Here is a 19,098-nt window from a genome sequence, read left to right as displayed (position 1 = left end):
GATGACCCATCGGATACTGCTTCGCGCCGGCCATGTGATCTCGATGGATCCTGCCGTCGGGGATCTGCCGAGGGGTGACGTCCTCATCGAGGACGGCAGGATCACGGCGGTACAACCGGACATCAGCGCGGACGCCGAGGTCCTCGACATGACCGGCCGCATCGTGATCCCCGGCTTCGTCGACACCCACCGCCACACCTGGGAGGCGTCGATCCGCGGCGTCGCCCCCGACGCCACCCTCGACGACTACTTCGTGGACATCCTCGACACCTTCGCCCCGCTGTACACCCCCGAGGACGTGTACGCGGCCAACCTCGCCGGCGCCCTGGAGTGCCTCAACGCCGGCATCACGACGCTCGTCGACTGGTCCCACATCAACAACACACCCGAGCACCCGGACGCCGCGATCAAGGCGCTCACCGAGACCGGAATCCGCGCCCAGTACGCGTACGGCAGCGCCAACACCTCCCTCGCGGACTACTGGTTCGAGAGCAAGATCGCGATTCCGGGCGACGACGTACGCCGCATCCGCGACACGTACTTCGCCTCCGACGACGGCCTGCTGACCATGGCGCTCGCCACCCGCGGCCCCGGCTTCTGCGTCAACGACGTCGTCACCTCCGAATGGGCCCTCGCGCGCGAGCTGGACATCCCGATCACCGTGCACGTGGCGATGGGGCGGCTCGCCGGCCGCTTCGGCATGGTCAAGCAGCTGTCAGAGCTGGGACTCCTCGGCCCGGACACCACCTACATCCACTGCTGCTACCTGAGCGAGGACGAGTGGCGGATGGTCGCCGACAGCGGCGGTACGGTGTCGGTCGCGCCGCAGGTGGAGACGCAGATGGGGCACGGCTGGCCGCCCGTGATGAAGGCGATCGAGCACGGCCTGCGGCCCTCCTTGAGCATCGACGTCGTCACCACCGTGCCCGGCGACATGTTCACCCAGATCCGCGCGGCCTTCGGCGCCGAGCGGGCCCGGGTCAACGCCGACTGCTGGCAGGCCAACATGCCGGTCCCTAGCACCATGTTGACGGCACGTCAGATGCTGGAGATCGCGACGGGCAACGGCGCGCATGTCGCGGGACTGGAACACCGCACCGGTTCCCTGACCCCCGGCAAGCGCGCCGATGTCGTCGCCCTCGACGCCACCGCACTGAACATCGCGCCGGTGCACGACGCGGCGTCCGCGGTCACCCTGTGCGCGGACGTGTCCAACGTCGAGACGGTCATCGTCGACGGCGTGATCCGCAAGCGCGACGGCAAGTTGACCGCCGACGTCGCGCGGGCCCGACGACTCGTCGAGGAGTCCCGCGACCGGCTCCTGGCGGCGAAGGAGGCGAAGCCGACAGCATGACCCGGCATCTGGTGCGGCGGGCCGCCGACGTGGCCGAACCGCAGTACGACGCACACGGCCACCGGCGCCGGACGCTGGTCGGCGAGGACGACGGCAGCGTGCACACCGGCTTCGGCGTCTGCGAACTGCGGCCCGACGGCTGGGTGTCGGCGCATGTGCACTCGTACGAGGAGAGCTTCCACATCCTCGACGGGACCGTGATCCTCGACGTGCCGGACGGGGCGTACCTCCTCGAGGAGGGCGACTACGGCGTCCTCCCGACCGGCGTCCCGCACGCCTGGCGCGGCACCGGGGACACGGCCGCACGCTGGGCCGACATGCTGGCGCCCGTCCCGCGGGCACGCTACGGGCACGACACGCAGGCGGTGCCCGAACTGCCTTTGCGGGACCCCGTCCGCATCGACGTCCGCGACCCGCGCACCCGCTCCTTCGGCCACTTCGAGCCCGCGCAGATGGACCCGGGCAAACAGTCCCAGGAGCTGTTGGCCGTCTCGGCGAGCATGCGCACCGCGCTGCTCGTCTACAGCGGCATCACGGTCAAGATGATGGTCGACAGCGACCTCGGCGCGGTCGCCTCGACGATGTTCATGGTGCAGTACGCGCCCGACGGCGTCGTCGGCACGCACGACCACCCCTTCGAGGAGACGTACCTGTTCCTCGAAGGGCAGGCGGAGGCGGTGTTCGACGGCGAACGGTACCGGCTCGGCCCCGGCGACTGCGCCTGGGCGGGGGCCGGCTCCGTGCACGGCTTCGCCAACGTCGGTCAGGGGCCGCTGCGTTGGCTGGAGACACAGGCGCCGCAGCCGCCGCCGCGCCACTCGTACCGGTTCACGCGGGACTGGGACTACTTGAGGGAGGCGCTGGACTCATGAGCAGCGTCCTGGTCGTCGGCGGCACGTCCGGCATCGGCCGCGAGCTGGCCCGCGTCCGCGCGCAGCGGGGCGACGAGGTCGTCCTCACCGGCCGCGACGCGGACCGCACGGACGCCGTCGCCAAGGAGGTCGGCGCCCGCGGCCTCGCCCTCGACCTGTCCCGGCCGCGCGAGCTAGCCGACGCCCTGGCCGGCGTCGGACGCGTCGACCACCTGGTCCTCGCGGGTGTCTCCCGGGACGAGAACCGGGTCACCGACTACGACATCACCGCCGCCCTGAGCCTCGTCACCCTCAAACTCGTCGGCTACACCGAGGTCGTTCACGTCCTGCGACCCCGCATGCACGACGACAGCGCGATCGTCATCTTCGGCGGCCAGGCCAAGGAGCGCCCCTACCCCGGCGCGACGACGGTGGCGACGGTCAACGCGGGCGTCCGGGGCCTGGTGAACACCCTCGCCGTCGAACTCGCGCCGGTCCGCGTCAATGCCGTCCACCCCGGTGTCGTGGGCGACAGCCCCTACTGGCAGGGCAAGCCGGAAGCGGTACTGGCCGGCCTGCGCGCCAGGACCCCGACCGGACGGCTCGCCACCATGGCGGACGTGGTGGACGCCGTGGACTTCCTGCTGCACAACCGCTCCGTGAACGCGGTGGAGTTGAGCGTGGACGGGGGGTGGCTGCTGGGGTGAGTGACACGAACCCTGGCCGCCCACGTCGTCCATGTCGGCCCCGGCGGCACAGGCGCGGCGATGACGTCGGCGGTCAACTCCCTCCTCCTGGGGCTCAACCAGGCCCTCGCGTGGGAGCCTCCGTGCAACAGGCCGCAGTCAACCGCGGGTTGGTGGCTGATGCCCATGAACACGGCTTCGGAGAGCGGGACTTGAGTGCGTTGGCGGAGTTCCTGCGCGGCAGCGGAGGGCTCTGAGTCAGCGTTTGACGCCGACGCCCCCGTACAGCGACACGGGTCCCTCGCCGTCCGGCGTCTCGTCCACCCCGAGCTCGGGATGCCAGTCCACCACGGACACGATCCCCGGCTCGACGAGATCAAGTCCCTTGAAGAAGACGCCCATTTCGGCCTGCGCACGTGCCACGAGGGTCACTCCGCCCGCCGCATATGCCGCGATGCCCCGCCGTACGTTCTCCGGCTCGAAGTCCGCCGTCAGCGCGGACAGGACCAGACAGCTGCCCGGCGCGAGAGCGTCGACCAGGGTGTTCACCAGGTCGTGGGCGCCGTCCTCGTCCGCGATGAAGTGCAGCAGGGCGATCAGGGACAGGGCGACCGGGCGGTCGAAGTCGAGGACGCGGCCCGCCTGTTCGAGGATCGCGGCGGGGTCGCGTGCGTCCGCCTGGAGGTATTCCGTGACACCGTCCGGGGTGCCGCGCAGCAGGGCGCCCGCGTGGGCGAGGACGATCGGGTCGTTGTCGACGTAGACGACGCGCGCGTCCGATGCGACGCTCTGGGCGATCTGGTGGAGGTTGGGCTCGGTGGGGATGCCCGTGCCGATGTCGAGGAACTGGCGGATCCCCGACTCCCCGACGAGTTTGCGCGTGGCGCGCTGCATGAACCGGCGGTTGCCGCGAGCGGCCCGCGGCGCGCCCGAATCGATCGACATGATCTGCCGGCCCAGCTGCTCGTCGACCGGGTAGTTGTCCTTGCCGCCGAGGAACCAGTCGTAGACGCGGGCCGGGTGCGGCCTGCTCGTGTCGATCCGATGGACGGCCGGCTCGGTCCCGGTCACGTGACGCTCCTCTGCTCGACAGGCCCCAACTCCCCCTGGCAGAACAGCTCCTGCCAGGGCGTGCGAGCAGTGTGACACGATCACGCGGAGCGACGGAGACTGTCTTCGGCCACCTCCTTGTCGAGCGCCGCACGCACCAACGCGGCGGCGAGCACGGCCGGTTCGGTGTCCCCGGCGAGCTCCACGAGCCGTTCGGGATCCTTCGGCAGGCCCAGCCGAACGTCTGCCCGTGCGCCCCGAGGAGCTCCCGCAGCGCGCCCGTCCGGTCGGTCACGGCTTGAGCGGGTCGTGGCCGATCGTCATCAGCCGGTGGCGGCGGTCGGTGTCCGCGGCCACCGGCTCGTTCTCCGGGTCCGTCTGCTCCGTGACCGTGTCCACGACCTCGTACATCACGGCGACGTCGTCGTCGGTGAGGTCCGTGCGCCGTTTCTGCAGGATCGCGAGGATGTGCTGCCCGATGGGTGTGCCCGCCTGATCGGGCAGGGGTTCCGTCTCCTCGGCGTCGCTGACCTGCAGCCAGGCGGCCAGCTCCTGCGAGGTCATGTTCACCGCCCTGTGGAAGTCCTCCCAGAGCGCGTCGAGTTCGAGGGCATCGGTCATCGAGTCCCCCTTTCCGTACGGCGTCCGTACTGCGTACTTGCTGCTGCTTCCGTGCTGCGCCGGTGCGCCGGAGGGTCGGTGTACCGGAGGGTCGGAGTACCGGTCCGCCGGTCAGTGGTCGCGGGGCCAGTTCTCGGCGTCGAACATCCACCGCTGCTTCTCGAGCTCGGCGGTGAGGGAGATCAGCAGGTCCTGGGTGACCGGATCCGGCTCCGCGGTCGCGGCGATGCGCTCGCGCAGCCGCCCGATCGCCGCCTCCAGCACGTCCACGATCAGCTGGACGACCTCCGTGTCCTGCACCCAGCCGCCCTTCGGCCCCGGCAGCGTGTAGGCCGCCGCGATCGTCTCCGGCCTCCCGTCGGGCGACACACCGAGCGCCGCGGAGCGTTCCGCCACCGTGTCGGCGTACGTACGCGCCGTGTCCACGACCTCGTCGAGCTGGAGATGGATCGAGCGGAACCGCGGGCCCACGATGTTCCAGTGCGCCTGCTTCCCGATCAGCGAGAGCCCGAGAAGATCCACGAGAGTGCTCTGCAGCGCCTCCCCGGTGACCTTGCGGGCCGGCTCCGGAAGTGTGCTCTTCACCGCAGTCATAGGGTGCTTCTCCTTCTGGCGTGGTGCCTGCCGATACGGCGGCGGGTGCCCAGGGCGAAACGGTGCAAACACGGCGCCCGGGCTGCCCGGCCTCGTCTCAGTCGGTGGGCACGCCGTCCAGGAAGTGGGTCAGGTCCGCGAAGACCTCCGCCTTGTTCGTCTCGTTGAAGACCTCGTGCCGGGCACCGGGGTAGATCCGCTCGGTGAGGCTGCCGCCGTCGAGCTGCTCGATGCCGATGCGGCTTCCGGCCAGGGGAACGAGCCGGTCGTCGGCGCCGTGCAGCCACAGCAGCGGGAGCCGGCCGACGTCACCGCCCTTGGTGACGGTCTCCAGGGTCCGGGCGAACGCCTCCACGGTCGGCCGCTTCATCGGGCCGTGCCAGACCAGCGGATCGGCGGCATACGCCGTGCCGACCGCCGGGTCCCTGGAGAGCGAGGCCGGGCTGATGGGCGTGTCGGGGATCTCGTCGAGCGCGAGCAGCCGCCCCGGCAGCTCCCAGGCGCCGATCACCGGGCCGGACAGCACGAGTGCGGCGAGCTCGTCGCCGTATCGCTGGGCGTAGCGGGCCGCGATCAGGCCGCCCATGGAGTGCCCGATCGCGACGACCGGCACGCCCGGGTGGGCGGACCGGGCGAGCTCGGCCACGGCGTGGAGATCGGTGACCACGTCCTCGAAGTCCTCGATCAGCACCCGCTCGCCCGCCGACCTGCCGTGACCGGTGTGGTCGGGTCCGAACACGGCCGCGCCGTGCCCGGTCAGGACGTCGGCGAGTTCCTCGTACCGGCCGACGTGCTCGCCGTAGCCGTGCACCACGAGGGCGAGGTACCGCGGGCGCTCATGGGGCCACTCGCGTGCGGTGATCGTGCCCCGGGTGCCGGTCAGCACGTGCTCGCGGGCGTCGGCCATGTCTCCTCCAGCTGCATCGGCGGAAGCTCCTCGGGGATCTTCCCAGGGGGCGGGACGGAGGTCTACAGTCAAAAATTAGCAGTGCTAATTAAGGCCCTGCCGGCCAGAGACTCAGGAGTCCCGTCGTGCGCCCCGTCCACTTCGCGGCCGCCCGCCGCACCCCCATCGGCAAGCTGCGCGGAGCCCTGTCCTCCGTACGCCCCGACGACCTCGCCGCGCACGTGATCCGTGCCCTCGTCGCGGACGTCCCCGCCAGGCTCGCTGCTGGACGCCGGTCAGCACACTTCAGCCCGTCCGGCGTTTGAGGACGAGGCCGTTCAGGCCGAGGCGGGGGTCCGGGGGCGGCAGCCCCAGGCGACGGCACAGCACCGTACGGTGGCCAACCAGCGAGACGGTGCTTACAGGAACCGTTGGCTGCACATAGCATCGGTCCCCGCATGAACACGATGACGCTCTGGCACATAACCGGCTGGGAGTTCGCCGCCCTCGCCTCGGCGGCCCTCCTCGTCGGCTTCTCGAAGACCGCGGTGAGCGGGGCGAACACAGTGAGCCTCGCCATCTTCGCGGCGGTACTGCCCGCCCGCGCCTCCACCGGCGTACTCCTGCCCATCCTCATCGTCGGCGACGTCCTCGCCGTCCTCACCTACCGGCGGCACGCCCACTGGCCCACGCTGTGGCGCCTGTTCCCGGCGGTCGCGGCGGGCGTGGTCTTCGGCACCCTGTTCCTGGTGTGGGCCGACGACGGGGTCGTACGGACGTCGATCGGCGCGATCCTGCTGCTGATGGCGGGCGTGACGATGTGGCGGCGGCGCACGGCGGAGACCGCGGAGGAGCCGGACGCGGTGGTCACGCGGTCCGGCCGGGTCAAGGCCCGCTCGTACGGCGTCCTCGGCGGCTTCACCACGATGGTCGCCAACGCGGGCGGCCCGGTGATGTCGATGTACCTGTTGTCGGCGGGCTTCCGGAAGCTCGGCTTCCTGGGAACGTCGGCGTTCTTCTTCCTGATCGTGAACGTCTCGAAGGTGCCCTTCAGCGTCGGCCTCGGTCTGATCGACGGACATTCGCTGCTCCTTGACGCCGCGCTCGCGGCGTTCGTCGTGCCCGGCGCGTTCCTCGGCAAATGGGCTGTGAACCGGATCAACCAGCGACTCTTCGAACAGCTCGTGATCGCGGCGACGATCGTCGGCGGCCTGCAGCTACTGCTGCGCTGACCCGGGAATGGAACGGCCGGAGGCGGTGTTGGACAGGCTGTGATTGACATGCTCGGATCAATGGATCCGTGGCGTGGGCGAAGGGAGGACCCCATGGCACGCAGCACCGCGCGCCCCGTCGTCAAGCTCAGGTCGACGGCCGGAACCGGTGTCACCTACGTGACCCGCAAGAACCGCCGGAACAACCCCGACCGGCTGGTCCTGCGCAAGTACGACCCGGTGGTCGGCGAGCACGTCGCGTTCCGCGAGGAGCGCTGAACGAGGCCGCACCACCCGGCACAGGGACCCAGGGCCACCCGGCACCGGTCCCCGAGGAAGGAAACCCCATGAAGTCCCGCATCCATCCCGACTCCCGGCTCGTGGTCTTCCGCGACCGCGCCGCCGACGCCGCGTTCCTGACCCGTTCCACCGCCGACTCGTCCAGGACGATCGAGTGGGAGGACGGCCACACCTACCCGCTCATCGACGTCGAGATCTCGTCGGCGAGCCACCCCTTCTACACCGGGAAGTCGCGGGTCCTGGACACCGCCGGCCGAGTGGAGCGCTTCGAACGCCGCTACGGCCGCACGGCCGCGGCCCGCGACTGACGCGGCCCGGCGTCTGCACGAGGCACAAGGCACAAGGCACAAGGCACAAGGAGGGTAGAACCATGAAGGTGCGCAAGTCCCTGCGCTCACTGAAGTCCAAGCCCGGCGCCCAGGTGGTCCGCCGACGCGGCGTGGTCTTCGTGATCAACAAGAAGGACCCCCGCTTCAAGGCCCGCCAGGGCTGACGAAGGTCCCGACACCACAACGGCCGCCCGGCATCCCCGCCGGGCGGCCGCGCCATGCCGTCCCGTCTCGTTCCGTTCTGTTCCGTCCCGCGTCGCGCCCTCCGTCAGGGCGCGATCCCGACCCCGTCGATCCTGCTCCACGCCCTCTCCTGCGCCGCCGTCATCGCGGGCCAGCGCAGCCCGCCCGGCCGGGGCTGCACACGCGAGGCGTAGGGGGAGGGGTGGAAACCGGCGTCGTAGAAGCAACCAGTGGCATACGTCCGGTCGAAGGCGCCGCACGAGTCCGCGACCGACCGAGGCGTCGGCTTCCTGCCGGTGCGCACCCAAGTGTCCAGCGCGGCAAGGGAGTTGGCGTACTCGGCGTCGCTCAGCTCGCTGTGCTCGGACTCCCGGGTGAACGTCTGCACCAAGTACCGGTCCCGATGCGCGCCTTGGAGCGTGGCCCGGTAGGCCGCCTCGTGCTCCACGAACGCCGTCGGATCGTCGATCGCGTGCATGGTGAGCACCGGGATCGCCACCTTGCCGGTCAGATCACTGTCGTAGGACAGGTCGCGTACGGCGGTCGGGTCGGCGGCAAACCGTTCGACCCCGGCGTTGAGCGCGGCGTCGTCGTGCGAACCGGCGTACCGCACACCCTGGTTGGAGAACGGATTCCGGCCGCCGAGCCGGTCGTGCACGATGTCCCGGAACGTGAAGGTCGCGAACCGCAGATGCGACTCCAGGGTGCGCTCGGGGAGGCGGGTGACGGCGAGGATGTCGTCGAGGTTGCGCTGTTGCAGCGCGGTCCGCTCCTGCGGGGCCGAGGCGTAGCCCGTGCACTCCTGCAGCCGGGCGCGCAGCCCGGCCGCCGTCATCGTCGAGCCGGCGCGCAGCCCCTGCCACAGCGGGTACTGGGGCTCGGTCGGGCGGGGATGGTTGTGGCAGTAGTACTGGTAGACGACGCGCAGGTCGACCCGGTAGTCGTAACCGCGCGACCCACCCCCGAGGACACCGCTGGTGAGCAGTGCCCCGTCGTAGGGCCCGTGCTTGCGGCCGTAGGTCTCGACGATCTTGGCGGCGACGTTCCCGCCCCAGGACTGGCCGTGCACATACGTCCGCCTCGGCTTCCCGAACTCCTCGACGAACAGCCGCCGCAGGTTCTCGGTGTCCTCGGCCGCCATCCGGGTGCCGTAGCCGCCCCTGCGATACGACGACCCCGCCCAGGCGTATCCCTCGTCCACCATCACCGACCAGCGGGCCAGGTCGTCGACGCTGCGCTCGGGGTCCGAACCGGCGCCGAGGTCGGGACCGCCGTGCGCGTGCACGACGAGGGAGCCGTTCCAGCGGTTCGGGACGGCGATGGCGTAGTAGGCGCCGTTGGAGTCCTGCCCGGTGTAACACGTTGCCTTCGCGGCGAGTTCGGCCGGACAGGCGGTGGCGGACGGCGGTGGCGCGGCCGCCTGTGCGGTAGGTGTGCCGGTGCCGGTGAAGATGGCGGTGACCACGGCCGCCAGGGAGGCCAGCAGGCCCGTCCGCCGGCTCGGTCTGCGGATCCGTGCGCGCGCTCTCGACCTCTCCAAGACGCTGCTCCTCGTCCTCATCGACGCTCCGTTGCGCCGTCGGCGGCGATGCTAGGGAGGAGGGCGGGCCGGTATCCACGCTCTGATCGTTCTGTTCATAGTGTTCGGCCCGCAGCCCGCAGCCCGCAGCCCGCAGCCCGCAGCCCGCAGCCCGCAGCCCGCGGCCCGCAGCCCGCAGCCCCCAGCGTCCGGCTCACGGCGTTCGGCGGAGAGGCGCCCGGCGACGGGAGAGCGGGGTTGGGCCGGGGCCCTGCGAGCCGTTCGGCACCCCGGACCTCGTACGCTCGCCCCATGTCCCCCCACGTCCTGATCCTCGGCGGTACCACCGAGGCCCGTGAACTGGCCGCCGCGCTCACGGCACGCTCCGGCGTGCGCGTCACCACCTCCCTCGCGGGGCGCGTGACACGGCCGGGCGCGCTGGCAGGGGACGTGCGCGTCGGAGGCTTCGGCGGGGTGCGAGGGCTGGCCGACTGGCTGCGCGACCAGCACGTGGACGCCCTCGTCGACGCCACGCACCCCTTCGCCGAATCGATCACGGCGAACGCGGCGCAGGCTGCGGCGGCGAGCGGCGTGTCCGCGGTCGTGCTGCGCCGCCCGGGCTGGCAGCCCGGTCCCGAGGACCGCTGGCACATGGTCACTTCACTGACCGCCGCGGCGGACGTACTGCCACGGTTCGGCCCCCGGGCGTTCCTGACCACCGGCCGTCTGGGCCTGTCGGCCTTCGCGCACCTGACGGACACGCACTTCGTCGTACGGTCGGTGGAGCCCCCCGAGCCGCCGATGCCGCCGCACACGGAAGTGCTGCTCGCGCGCGGGCCGTTCACGGTGGCCGACGAAACGGCGCTGCTGGGCGAGTACCTGATCGACGTACTGGTGACGAAGGACAGCGGGGGAGAGGCGACGGCGGCCAAACTCACGGCTGCCCGCCAACTCGGGCTGCCTGTCGTGGTCGTACGCCGGCCTCCCCTGCCGGACAGGGCGAGCGTGGTGTCGGACGTGGCGGGCGTCCTGGACCGGTTGGGGCTCAACTCGCCCTGAAGCAGCGACGGATGGGCACGACCGGACTCCGGCCTACTCCGTGGGGTTGCGGCGCAGCAGATATGTGTCCATGATCCAGCCCTTGCGCTCCCGGGCCTCGGCGCGCAGCCGCTCGATCCGTGGCGCGGCCTCGCCGATCGGTCCGGAGGCGAGGATCTCGTCCGGGGTGCCTATGTACGCGCCCCAGTAGATGTCGATGTCCTCTTCGGCGTACTGCCGGAACGCCTGGTGCGCGTCCAGCATCACCACCACGTCGTCCACCCCCTCCGGAAAGCCCTCGGCGAGCCGCCGCCCGGTGGTGATCTGCACGGGCCGGGCGACACGATTGAGCCCCGTCCGATGCCGGGCGACGAGCGCGGAGACACTGCTGATGCCGGGCACGACGTCGTACTCGAAGTCGACGGCACCCCGCTCCCGCACCTCCTCCAGGATCCCGATCGTGCTGTCGTACAACGCCGGATCGCCCCACACCAGGAACGCGCCGCGCTCCTCCTCGCCCAGTTCCTCTGCGATCAGCCGCTCGTAGATGTCGGCACGGGCACTGCGCCAGTCCCCGACGGCGGGGGAGTAGGCGGTACCCCCCGCGCTGCGGTCCCGCTCCGGATCCCGCGCCTCGACCACCCGATACGACGCCGCGTCCGGTATGTGCGCGTCGAGCATGTCCCGGCGGAGCCCGGTGAGGTCGTTCTTCACCTCGCCCTTCTCGAGGATGAAGAACACGTCCGTGCTCCGCAGCGCCTTGACGGCCTGCAGAGTGAGCTGGTCGGGGTCGCCCGCGCCGATACCGATGACATGAATCTTTCGCACACCCCGAGTCTGCCGCACGCCACTGACAGTCCGTACACCGCGTCCGCACCGAGCGGATACGGCGCCGCAGGTCCTACCGGGCCTGCCCGCGCAGCCGCGGCGCCCGCGCCCCGGCATCGACGGCCCCGCCACCGCTCTCCGCGTCGTCCGCCAGGTCACGCCCCCAGCCGACCACCCCCACCAGATCCATCCCGTACGGCCGCTGCCGCCCCGATTCCGCCGCCCACTGCTCCACGGCCCCGGCGCCCCGCCGCAGCAGCCGGGCACCGCCCGTGACGTTCCCCCGGGCGGCATGCGTGAGCCCCACGGCGACCTGCGCCAGACCCCGCCACAGGGCCCGGTCCTCCTCCGGCCCCGACTTCCAGGCGTCCTCGAACACTTCGTGCGCGTGGAACGGCTTCCCCGCGTCCAGCAGCTCCTGCGCCTCGGTCACGGTCTGCTCCGGAGCGCGTACGACGCCCTCGGGCTGCCGGGCCACCCCGTCGGCGCCGTACGGCAGGGGCCGCCCGAGCCCGTCCCGCGGCCGGGCATTGCGCGCCCGCCCCTCGCCGTCCCGGTCCCGCGCCCCGGCCTCCCGGCCCGACGACGCGCTGCTCCTGCGTCCTGTACTGCCCATACGTCCGATTGTCCCGCGCTCCCGGCCCGCTTCGGAGCCACCCAGGACGTGGGGTAAAGTGCTGTCCGCGTGATCACGCGGTTCACCGCGGGAAACGCACCGGGACGTGGCGCAGCTTGGTAGCGCACTTGACTGGGGGTCAAGGGGTCGCAGGTTCAAATCCTGTCGTCCCGACGGTGCGAAGGGTCTTCGCAGGCGAGAGCCTGCGGGGGCCCTTTTTCGTGTGGGTCGTTCGGACCGTGGTGAGGTCGCTTCCCGGAGCGCTGCCATGATGACGGTCATGCGTCTGACTCCGGTGGAGGCCACCCTGATCGGCACCACCGTGGGTGCGCTGGCCTCCTTCTCCAGCACGTGGTTCATCCAGCGGGCCACCTTGGCGCGCGAGCGCGAGAGCCGGATATGGGAACGGCGGGCGGCGGTCTACGAAGACGCGCTCACCTCGGTCAACCGCGGCGAGCGGTTCAGGGCGGGGGTCCTGGAGACGGGCGACCTGCCGGAGGTGCCCGGGCAGCGGGGGCGCGAGGTGGAGGCCGATCTGGTGTTGGCGCGGCTGAGGATCTACGGTTCGCGCCGTGTGGTGGACGCGCACCTGGGCACCATCGCCGCGATGACGGAATGGATCACGAGCTTCGCCACGTGGAGAGAGCAGGCGGCACACGGAAGAACCCCCGTCCGGGATCCGGCAACCGACCCTCTTTGGGGGACGGTGCTGCGGGAGGCGGAACGTGCCCGGAGCGTCGATCTCGAATTCGTGAGAATCGTCCAGGAGGAGATCCAGGCGGACGAGGCGGAACGTCCGCGCCGACCGCGCGCGCTGTGGTGGCGGCGCCCCTCGTGACAGTCCTTGCGACAGCCCTCGTGACATTGCCGGGCAGGGTTGCCGGCGCACGATCTCGATTTCGCACCAACTGCCGCGCTATCCTTATCGGTTCAGGATCGTGGGCATACTGATCCTGTTGTCGATCGGGGGATCACGGGTGACGTCGGCCGAATACACTGTGGAGCTGTCCCGCAACGAAAGGGTCCTCGGCGGCGGATTCCGTATGACACGGCATTTCGTCCTCACCGCCGACCACCACCTCGGGAACGAGATCCGTGAGCACGGCTCCGTGGATCTCCGGCTGCCGCAGGGCGTCCGGGTCGCCGGCACCGTGGAACAGCGCTGCCCGGACGCCGACTTGGCGCTGATCAGGCTTTACAGCGACGATCTACCCGGTCCCGAGATCTATTTCGACCAGGCGAGAAGAGGCGAGCCCTGGCGCACGGCCCGCCCCACTCCGTACGGCGGAATGCTGTACGGGACCGTGCTCAAGGCCTCCACTTTCCACCACGGAGCTCCCGGCCGCTCGGCCGTCGAAATACTCGTACTCGACTGTGCCGGTGCCGACGACGAGGAACAGCAGGCGAACCGCACCGCCTACACGGGACGCGCGGGGATGCCGATCGAACGCGCCGGGGCGGCCCGTTTCCCCGTCGTGCTCGGTGTCGCGATCCGGCTCAACAACGGCGGTGACGGCACCACCCATGAGGCGGACGGACAACCGCAGTTGGTCGCGGCGACGGTCAGAGAAGCCCTGAGACGGCTGCGCTGTCTGTGCCTCACCGAGGTGATCGAGTCGCTGTGGCCGGCGATCGCGGGCACGGACGCCACCCTGCAGCCGGGACCGACCGTGGAGCCCTCGCAGCCCGTGGAACTGTTCAGGATCGACGAGGTACAGCAGGACAGCGTCGTGCCGTACCGTGAGAAGTACGCAAGTGAAGTCCTCGCCCGTCTGCGCGAGTTCGGCTTCATCACCCCCGTCACCATCCCCAGCGCTCTGACGCGCGCGAATGACGAGACGGAGGGCCAGTCATGAATGCGGATCTCGAATCAGCCATCGACCTCGCCGAAGATCTGTTCCTCGGCGTGGGACGGACGGCCGAGGAGTCGGACCGGTCGACGTTCGAGGACTGCGCGGTGCGCCTGGAGTCCGCCGCTCTGCCGCCCGAATCGGCGGAGCGGCTGGTCCACCTGGCGAAGGTGCTGCTGGCGCTCCGGTTCGAAGCGGTCTCCCTGCGCGTCGTACGGCTGGCCCTGCGGCAGTTGGAGATCGCGGAGGCCGGCCCCTACGCCTTCGGGGCCGAGGTCTGGAGTGACGCGGCTGCTCTCCTCGCCGAGCACGAGCAGCTGGACCAGGCGCGATCAGCGCTGGTCACGGGCCTCGGCAAGGCGCGGAGAGGAGCGGGATCCCTGTGGCCCCGGATTCTCGCCAACCTCGCCGCTGTCAACCTGCGTTCGGGAAACACGGAGGACGCCGGCAGGTGGGCCGAGCTGGCCGAGGAGGCGCTCGACGCGCTGGGTGACTCCTGGGCCTCGGACCAGGCCGAGAAGGAGGAGGAAGCCGCGGTCCGGCTGCTGGTCCACTGGGTGCGGGCGGCCGCCACGACACCCCATGCCGACGCGGGGGACGAGGCGGCCCTGGCGTCCTTCACCCAGGCCGCCCGGCAGTTCTCCGAGGTGGCGGGTGACAGCCACTCCCTCTCCCTGAACGCGGCCTTCGACCTCGCGCTGCGGGCCATCAGGAATGCCGACGCCACCGGCCGGCCCGACCAGGCGGCCCGTGGCAGGGAAGCCCTGGAGATCATCGGCCTCCACGTCTCCGCCACTTACGGCACCGAGGACCCGCGCGCCCTGGCGGTCCGCGCCGTTCTCGCGAGCGCCGAGTTCGAAGCCACGGTCGCGGGTTCCGACCCCGGTCGCAGCAGTGCCCTTGCCGCCCTCGAGCACATCGCCGGCACGACCTCCGCGCTCCTCGGCGTCGACCACCCCCAGAGCCTCGCGACCCTCGACAGCCGTGCCCGCATACCGGCCGACCTGCCTGCTTCGCTGGAACTGCCGTACCACATCGACCACTTCTATCTGCCCCAGGACACCGCCGCGCGCAACGAGGCGAAGAAGGAAGCCCTGCGCAAGGAGGGTTCGCTGGTCAGGCTCATCGCTCACGGAGGGGCGTCCTATCTGCTCGAAGGCGCCAACAGATTCCGGCCGATCATGCTCGAAGCGCTGGACCGGCACGTTCACTTCGAGATCATCATCAGCAATCCGTGGAACAGCCTCGGGGTCTTCATCAACAAGGACCTTCACCCCGATATCGAGGTCACGGCCGACAACATCATCGAACACATCAGGAACAGCAAGTACTACGGCGAGACATTCGTCGCGGTGACCGAGGCCTACGAGGAACTGCGCGCGACGTACGGCGAGGCGATAGAACTGCGCCTCACGCCCATGGACATCCCGGCGACCACACTGCTGACGTCGGACGGCGGTTTCTACGAGCCCTATGTCACGACCGACCCCGAGTACCGGACCAGCCACGGCATGAAGACGTTCGAGGTCCGCTTCAACCGCGCCACCCGCCTTTACGAGGACAGCCTCGCGGGATTCGCGACCCAGTGGGAACTCGCCAGCAGTCTCGATCACTTCCGTGAATTCGAGGAGCAGTACCAGTCACGGCTGCGTTTACTGATGACGACACTGGCCAACGACGACAAGTAGTCCCGTCCACCCGGAAACGGGACCGCAGGGCTTCTTGGGGCAGTGACGGCTTCAGGAGACGGACAGATGCAGTGATCCGGCCCGCACGCTGTCCAGCACCTTGACCGACCCGACGAACAGCGCGTCGGGCAGCGCGTCGAGCGGCCAGAACTGCCAGCGCTCACAGCGGTCGGGCTCGCGGACCGTGATCCGTCCGTCGTATCCGAGTACGTCGACGCCGATCTGCATGTGGTGGTTGGCCTCGGGCTGGGGATCGGTGACGCATGCGACCCTCAACTCGACGGGGCGGATGCCGACTTCCTCCATGAGCTCCCGGGCGGTCGCCTCGAAGATCGACTCCCCGATCTCCAGGTGCCCCCCGGGCAGTCCCCAGCTGCCCTCGCCGAAGGTGTTCTTGCGCAGCCCCAGCAGTACACCGTCGGCCGACCGGACAATGGCCTGCACACCGACACGCACAACCGCGCCCATGTCTCTCCTCCTCGTCACAGATCCGGATAAGTGCCCGAGAAATTCCTGGCGTTCCCCGTGTGATCGAGTGCGTCACGCAGACCTGCGGCAACCTTCTCCGGGTCATGGAAGAGATGGCCGATACGCCGCTCGCACCCGTCGTCGATGACCACCGCCTGGCAGTCGGGGTCGACGAACAGATAGCTGCCGCTGCGCGTGGTGTTCCGGTACACCTGAAGTCGGATCCCGCGGTTGGCGGCCGCCTTCTCGCACCGAGCGACCACGTCCTCGAACTCCTGGTCGCTGACGGACAGCCAGTCCCGGTTGTCCGCGCCGTAGTTCGTCTCGGACATCTGATAGACCTTCCAGACGTCCGGAAGCCAGTCGTCCTCGAGCAGATTCAGGACGCCGGAGGCTCCGGACGCGTTCAGCCGGGTGACGACCGTTCCGAGTTTCACCTGTACGCGCCTGTGCTGTGTGCGTACCTCCTTCAGGAGTCCCAGGACGCGTTCGCGGTGCGGCGCGACTCCTGTGCGCATACGCCGATGCTGCTCCTTGTCGACGGACTCGATGGGCAGGGCGATCCAGGAGAGATGCGGCAGGATCCGCTCCATCGTCCGCAGCGGGGCCAGCCCGTTGGTGGACAGCACGACCCGGGGACCCGGCATGCCCGAGGGCAGCGGCCGGCTCAACTCGGCCACAAGGTCGGCCAGATAGGGCAGCAGCGTCGGTTCCCCACCCGAGATGACCACGCCCCTCACTTCTGCCCGGCGCAGAAGCCCGACAACCCGGAACGCGTCCGTTTCGGTCATCGAGGGAACCTCGTGCCGAGGCCCGAAGCAGAACGGGCAGCTCAGATTGCATTTGCCGAGCAGTCGAAGATCGACATAGGCCGGCAGCCGCAGGGTGGGTTCTGGCATTGCTCTCCAGGTGATGTTCGTGCGCAGGATGAGACTAGCGATGCGAGAGGCGTATTGAGGTACCCCGCACCCCGTTCGGCCCCCGGAGCCCGGGAAAACGCTTGGACGCCGTGGGTGCCGTCGAGGGACACTCCCATTCCCCGGCCCGCCGTACTCGCGCGATGGAGTCGCCGCGAGCTGTGCGAGGGCGCTTTCTCGAACGACACCTCTGACCGGAGTACGCGCCGGGCCGCCCTACGAGCTCACAGGACCGGGATGGGATTACCTGAATCACGCGAGGTTCCGCCACGCAGGGGCTCCGTGCTCCTCGCACTTCGTTACTACGGACGGGAGTTGGCCAGGCTCCGGCTGATGACCGTGCCCGCGATGCTGCTGCCGGCGCTGGGCAACACCGGCCTCAACTACATCGCGCCGCTGGTCGTCGCGAAGCTCGTCGGCCGCATCGCCGACGACTCCGGTATCGGCATCGGCTCGACACTGCCGTACGTCCTCTGGTTCGCGGGCGTCATGCTGCTGGCGGAGGGAGTGTGGCGCATCGGACTGCACTGCCTGAACCGCCTCGCCGCCCTCGGCGTCGAGCACCTGTACGTGATCGGCATGGACGAGCTGTTCGCCAAGGACGCGGCGTTCTTCCACGACAACTTCGCCGGGGCGCTGACCAAGCGGGTGCTGAGTTTCGCCTCCCGCTTCGAGGACTTCGTCGACACCCTGACGTTCAACGTCGTGGGCAGCGTCGTACCGCTGCTGTTCGGGTCGGTGGTGCTGTGGCGCTACGAACCGCTGCTCGTCGTCGGGCTGTTGGCGATGATCGCGGTGACGGCGCTGTGCGTCGCGCCCCTCATCCGGCGCCGCCAGGCACTCGTCCGCAAGCGCGAGGAGGCCATCGCCCGGGTGTCGGGCCATGTCGCCGACAGCCTGATGAACATGGACACGGTCCGGGCGTTCGCCGCCGAGCGCCGCGAGGCCGCCGAGCACCGTACCCGCGTCGCCCAGTCGCGGCGGCTCATGCTGAGGTCGTGGGACTACGGCAACCTGCGCATCGACACGCTGGTCGCGCCGATGTCCGTGCTGACCAACGTCCTGGGCCTGCTGCTCGCGGTCGCCATCGGCGGGGGCGAGCACGGTGTGGAGGCCGTCGTGGTCGCCTTCACGTACTACAGCAACGCGACGAAGATCATGTTCGAGTTCAACCAGATCTACCGCCGGCTGGAGAGCTCGATGACGGAGGCCGCGCAGTTCACCGAACTGCTGCTGGTTCCGCCGACCGTGCTCGACCCGGCGTCGCCGGAGCCGCTCCTGCCGGGGCCCGCCGACGTCCGCTTCGAGCAGGTGAACTTCGCCCACGGGGGCGGGAAACCGCTCTTCCAGGGCCTCGACCTGGCCGTGGCCGGCGGGACGAAGATCGGTCTCGTCGGCCGGTCCGGCGGCGGCAAGACCACGCTGACGCGGCTGCTGCTGCGGATGACGGACATCGACGGGGGGCGGATCCTGATCGGGGGCCAGGACATCAGCCGGATGCGCCAGGCCGACCTGCGCGGGCTGATCGCCTACGTGCCGCAGGACCCGGCGATGTTCCACCGCACGCTGCGCGACAACATCGCCTTCGCCCGACCGGACGCCACCGACGCCGAGATCCGCCGCGCGGCCGAGGCGGCACACGTCACGGAGTTCGCCGACGCGCTGCCGGACGGCTTCGACACCATGGTGGGCGAGCGCGGCATCAAGCTGTCCGGCGGACAGCGCCAACGGGTCGCCCTGGCCCGGGCGATCCTGCGTGACGCGCCGGTCCTGCTGCTCGACGAGGCGACCAGCGCCCTGGACTCGGAGAGCGAGATCCTCGTCCAGGAGGCGCTGTGGCGGCTCATGGAGGGGCGGACCGCGCTCGTGGTGGCGCACCGGCTGAGCACGGTCGCCACCATGGACCAGCTCGTCGTCCTCGACCGCGGACGGATCGTTGAGCAGGGCACGCACCAGGAACTGCTCGCGTCGGACGGCGCCTACGCGAAGCTGTGGCAGCACCAGTCGGGCGGTTTCCTCGCCGACAGCACGGTCACTGACAGCACTGTCACCGACAGCCCCGCCGGTGCAGACCTGCACTGAACCGGAGCGAAGAGCCGGCAGGCGTCG

Annotated in this window: 21 protein-coding genes, 1 tRNA gene and 2 pseudogenes; 14 read left to right on the top strand and 10 right to left on the bottom strand. The window is 70.1% G+C overall.

Annotation, left to right across the window (positions count from 1 at the left end; translation table 11 throughout):
- Position 1 precedes the first annotated feature (1 nt).
- From OG303_RS09540 to OG303_RS09530, 3 genes are read left to right on the top strand one after another with little or no spacing between them, the layout of a single operon-like run.
- Positions 2-1,354, top strand: coding sequence for an amidohydrolase family protein (locus tag OG303_RS09540; RefSeq protein WP_405866790.1), 1,353 nt, complete (start codon positions 2-4; stop codon positions 1,352-1,354).
- Positions 1,351-2,226 (top strand): cupin domain-containing protein, encoded by an 876-nt coding sequence (locus OG303_RS09535; protein WP_405866788.1) that lies wholly within the window; start codon positions 1,351-1,353, stop codon positions 2,224-2,226. The genes OG303_RS09540 and OG303_RS09535 overlap by 4 nt, the downstream gene beginning before the upstream one ends.
- Entirely contained in the window at positions 2,223-2,912 is a 690-nt protein-coding gene (locus OG303_RS09530; protein ID WP_405866786.1) for an SDR family oxidoreductase, read from the top strand. Before OG303_RS09535 ends, OG303_RS09530 begins: the two co-directional genes overlap by 4 nt.
- A gap of 237 nt (positions 2,913-3,149) precedes the next feature.
- Here OG303_RS09530 and OG303_RS09525 read toward each other — a convergent pair whose 3' ends face one another.
- The 5 genes and pseudogenes from OG303_RS09525 to OG303_RS09505 form a co-directional block, all read right to left on the bottom strand.
- Positions 3,150-3,962 (bottom strand): SAM-dependent methyltransferase, encoded by an 813-nt coding sequence (locus tag OG303_RS09525; protein ID WP_405866784.1) that lies wholly within the window; start codon positions 3,960-3,962, stop codon positions 3,150-3,152.
- 80 nt (positions 3,963-4,042) lie between these two features.
- Positions 4,043-4,180 (bottom strand): annotated as a pseudogene (locus OG303_RS09520) (endonuclease); the annotation flags it as partial.
- A gap of 52 nt (positions 4,181-4,232) precedes the next feature.
- Positions 4,233-4,562: a DUF3140 domain-containing protein gene (locus tag OG303_RS09515; RefSeq protein WP_405866782.1), complete on the bottom strand. Its 330-nt coding sequence runs from the start codon at positions 4,560-4,562 to the stop codon at positions 4,233-4,235.
- A gap of 111 nt (positions 4,563-4,673) precedes the next feature.
- Entirely contained in the window at positions 4,674-5,156 is a 483-nt protein-coding gene (locus OG303_RS09510) for a Dps family protein (RefSeq protein WP_405866780.1), read from the bottom strand.
- Between the two features lie 97 nt (positions 5,157-5,253).
- A complete protein-coding gene (locus OG303_RS09505; protein WP_405866778.1) occupies positions 5,254-6,063 on the bottom strand; it encodes an alpha/beta hydrolase in 810 nt (269 codons plus the stop codon).
- 125 nt (positions 6,064-6,188) lie between these two features.
- Between OG303_RS09505 and OG303_RS09500 the strand changes: the two are divergent.
- The 5 genes and pseudogenes from OG303_RS09500 to ykgO form a co-directional block, all read left to right on the top strand.
- Positions 6,189-6,317, top strand: a pseudogene (locus OG303_RS09500) (3-oxoadipyl-CoA thiolase); the annotation flags it as partial.
- Between the two features lie 183 nt (positions 6,318-6,500).
- Positions 6,501-7,274, top strand: a complete 774-nt coding sequence (locus OG303_RS09495) for a sulfite exporter TauE/SafE family protein (RefSeq protein WP_405866776.1) — start codon at positions 6,501-6,503, stop codon at positions 7,272-7,274.
- A gap of 93 nt (positions 7,275-7,367) precedes the next feature.
- On the top strand, positions 7,368-7,532 hold the full coding sequence (rpmG, locus tag OG303_RS09490) for a 50S ribosomal protein L33 (RefSeq protein WP_405866775.1): 165 nt from the start codon (positions 7,368-7,370) through the stop codon (positions 7,530-7,532).
- 68 nt (positions 7,533-7,600) lie between these two features.
- A complete protein-coding gene (locus OG303_RS09485) occupies positions 7,601-7,861 on the top strand; it encodes a type B 50S ribosomal protein L31 (RefSeq protein ID WP_405866773.1) in 261 nt (86 codons plus the stop codon).
- Between the two features lie 62 nt (positions 7,862-7,923).
- Positions 7,924-8,046 carry a type B 50S ribosomal protein L36 gene (ykgO, locus tag OG303_RS09480; RefSeq protein ID WP_266451931.1) on the top strand — a complete coding sequence of 41 codons (123 nt, stop codon included), beginning with the start codon at positions 7,924-7,926 and terminating at the stop codon, positions 8,044-8,046.
- A gap of 104 nt (positions 8,047-8,150) precedes the next feature.
- Here ykgO and OG303_RS09475 read toward each other — a convergent pair whose 3' ends face one another.
- Complete coding sequence (locus OG303_RS09475) at positions 8,151-9,626, bottom strand: hypothetical protein (protein ID WP_405866771.1); 1,476 nt, start codon at positions 9,624-9,626, stop codon at positions 8,151-8,153.
- 270 nt (positions 9,627-9,896) lie between these two features.
- Between OG303_RS09475 and OG303_RS09470 the strand changes: the two genes are divergently transcribed.
- The gene (locus tag OG303_RS09470) at positions 9,897-10,643 is read left to right on the top strand and encodes a cobalt-precorrin-6A reductase (protein WP_405866769.1); all 747 of its coding nucleotides are present in this window, start codon (positions 9,897-9,899) and stop codon (positions 10,641-10,643) included.
- 33 nt (positions 10,644-10,676) lie between these two features.
- Here OG303_RS09470 and cobF read toward each other — a convergent pair whose 3' ends face one another.
- Positions 10,677-11,450 (bottom strand): precorrin-6A synthase (deacetylating), encoded by a 774-nt coding sequence (gene cobF / locus OG303_RS09465; protein WP_405866767.1) that lies wholly within the window; start codon positions 11,448-11,450, stop codon positions 10,677-10,679.
- Between the two features lie 73 nt (positions 11,451-11,523).
- The gene (locus OG303_RS09460) at positions 11,524-12,066 is read right to left on the bottom strand and encodes a DUF309 domain-containing protein (protein ID WP_405866765.1); all 543 of its coding nucleotides are present in this window, start codon (positions 12,064-12,066) and stop codon (positions 11,524-11,526) included.
- Positions 12,067-12,166: 100 nt separating this feature from the next.
- On the opposite strand from OG303_RS09460, the gene OG303_RS09455 reads away from it, so the two are divergent.
- The 4 genes from OG303_RS09455 to OG303_RS09440 all read left to right on the top strand — a co-directional run bounded on the left by OG303_RS09455 (position 12,167) and on the right by OG303_RS09440 (position 15,604).
- A tRNA-Pro gene (locus OG303_RS09455) sits at positions 12,167-12,240 on the top strand.
- Between the two features lie 106 nt (positions 12,241-12,346).
- Complete coding sequence (locus OG303_RS09450) at positions 12,347-12,904, top strand: hypothetical protein (RefSeq protein ID WP_405866763.1); 558 nt, start codon at positions 12,347-12,349, stop codon at positions 12,902-12,904.
- A gap of 205 nt (positions 12,905-13,109) precedes the next feature.
- Positions 13,110-13,922 (top strand): hypothetical protein, encoded by an 813-nt coding sequence (locus OG303_RS09445; RefSeq protein WP_405866761.1) that lies wholly within the window; start codon positions 13,110-13,112, stop codon positions 13,920-13,922.
- The gene (locus tag OG303_RS09440; RefSeq protein ID WP_405866759.1) at positions 13,919-15,604 is read left to right on the top strand and encodes a hypothetical protein; all 1,686 of its coding nucleotides are present in this window, start codon (positions 13,919-13,921) and stop codon (positions 15,602-15,604) included. Before OG303_RS09445 ends, OG303_RS09440 begins: the two co-directional genes overlap by 4 nt.
- Before the next feature lie 51 nt (positions 15,605-15,655).
- On the opposite strand, the gene OG303_RS09435 is transcribed toward OG303_RS09440, so the two are convergent.
- Together OG303_RS09435 and OG303_RS09430 are read right to left on the bottom strand one after the other, a co-directional pair.
- Positions 15,656-16,072, bottom strand: coding sequence for an NUDIX hydrolase (locus OG303_RS09435; RefSeq protein ID WP_405866757.1), 417 nt, complete (start codon positions 16,070-16,072; stop codon positions 15,656-15,658).
- A 14-nt stretch (positions 16,073-16,086) separates the two neighbouring features.
- Positions 16,087-16,971, bottom strand: a complete 885-nt coding sequence (locus OG303_RS09430; protein WP_405866755.1) for a radical SAM protein — start codon at positions 16,969-16,971, stop codon at positions 16,087-16,089.
- Positions 16,972-17,226: 255 nt separating this feature from the next.
- On the opposite strand from OG303_RS09430, the gene OG303_RS09425 reads away from it, so the two are divergent.
- Positions 17,227-19,071, top strand: coding sequence for an ABC transporter ATP-binding protein (locus OG303_RS09425; protein WP_405866753.1), 1,845 nt, complete (start codon positions 17,227-17,229; stop codon positions 19,069-19,071).
- Positions 19,072-19,098 lie beyond the last annotated feature (27 nt).

It is taken from the genome of Streptomyces sp. NBC_00005, assembly GCF_045160215.1.
GTDB lineage: Bacteria > Actinomycetota > Actinomycetes > Streptomycetales > Streptomycetaceae > Streptomyces.
Note: the sequence above shows the minus strand (reverse complement) of the source record. Positions and strands in the feature narration are given on the sequence as shown.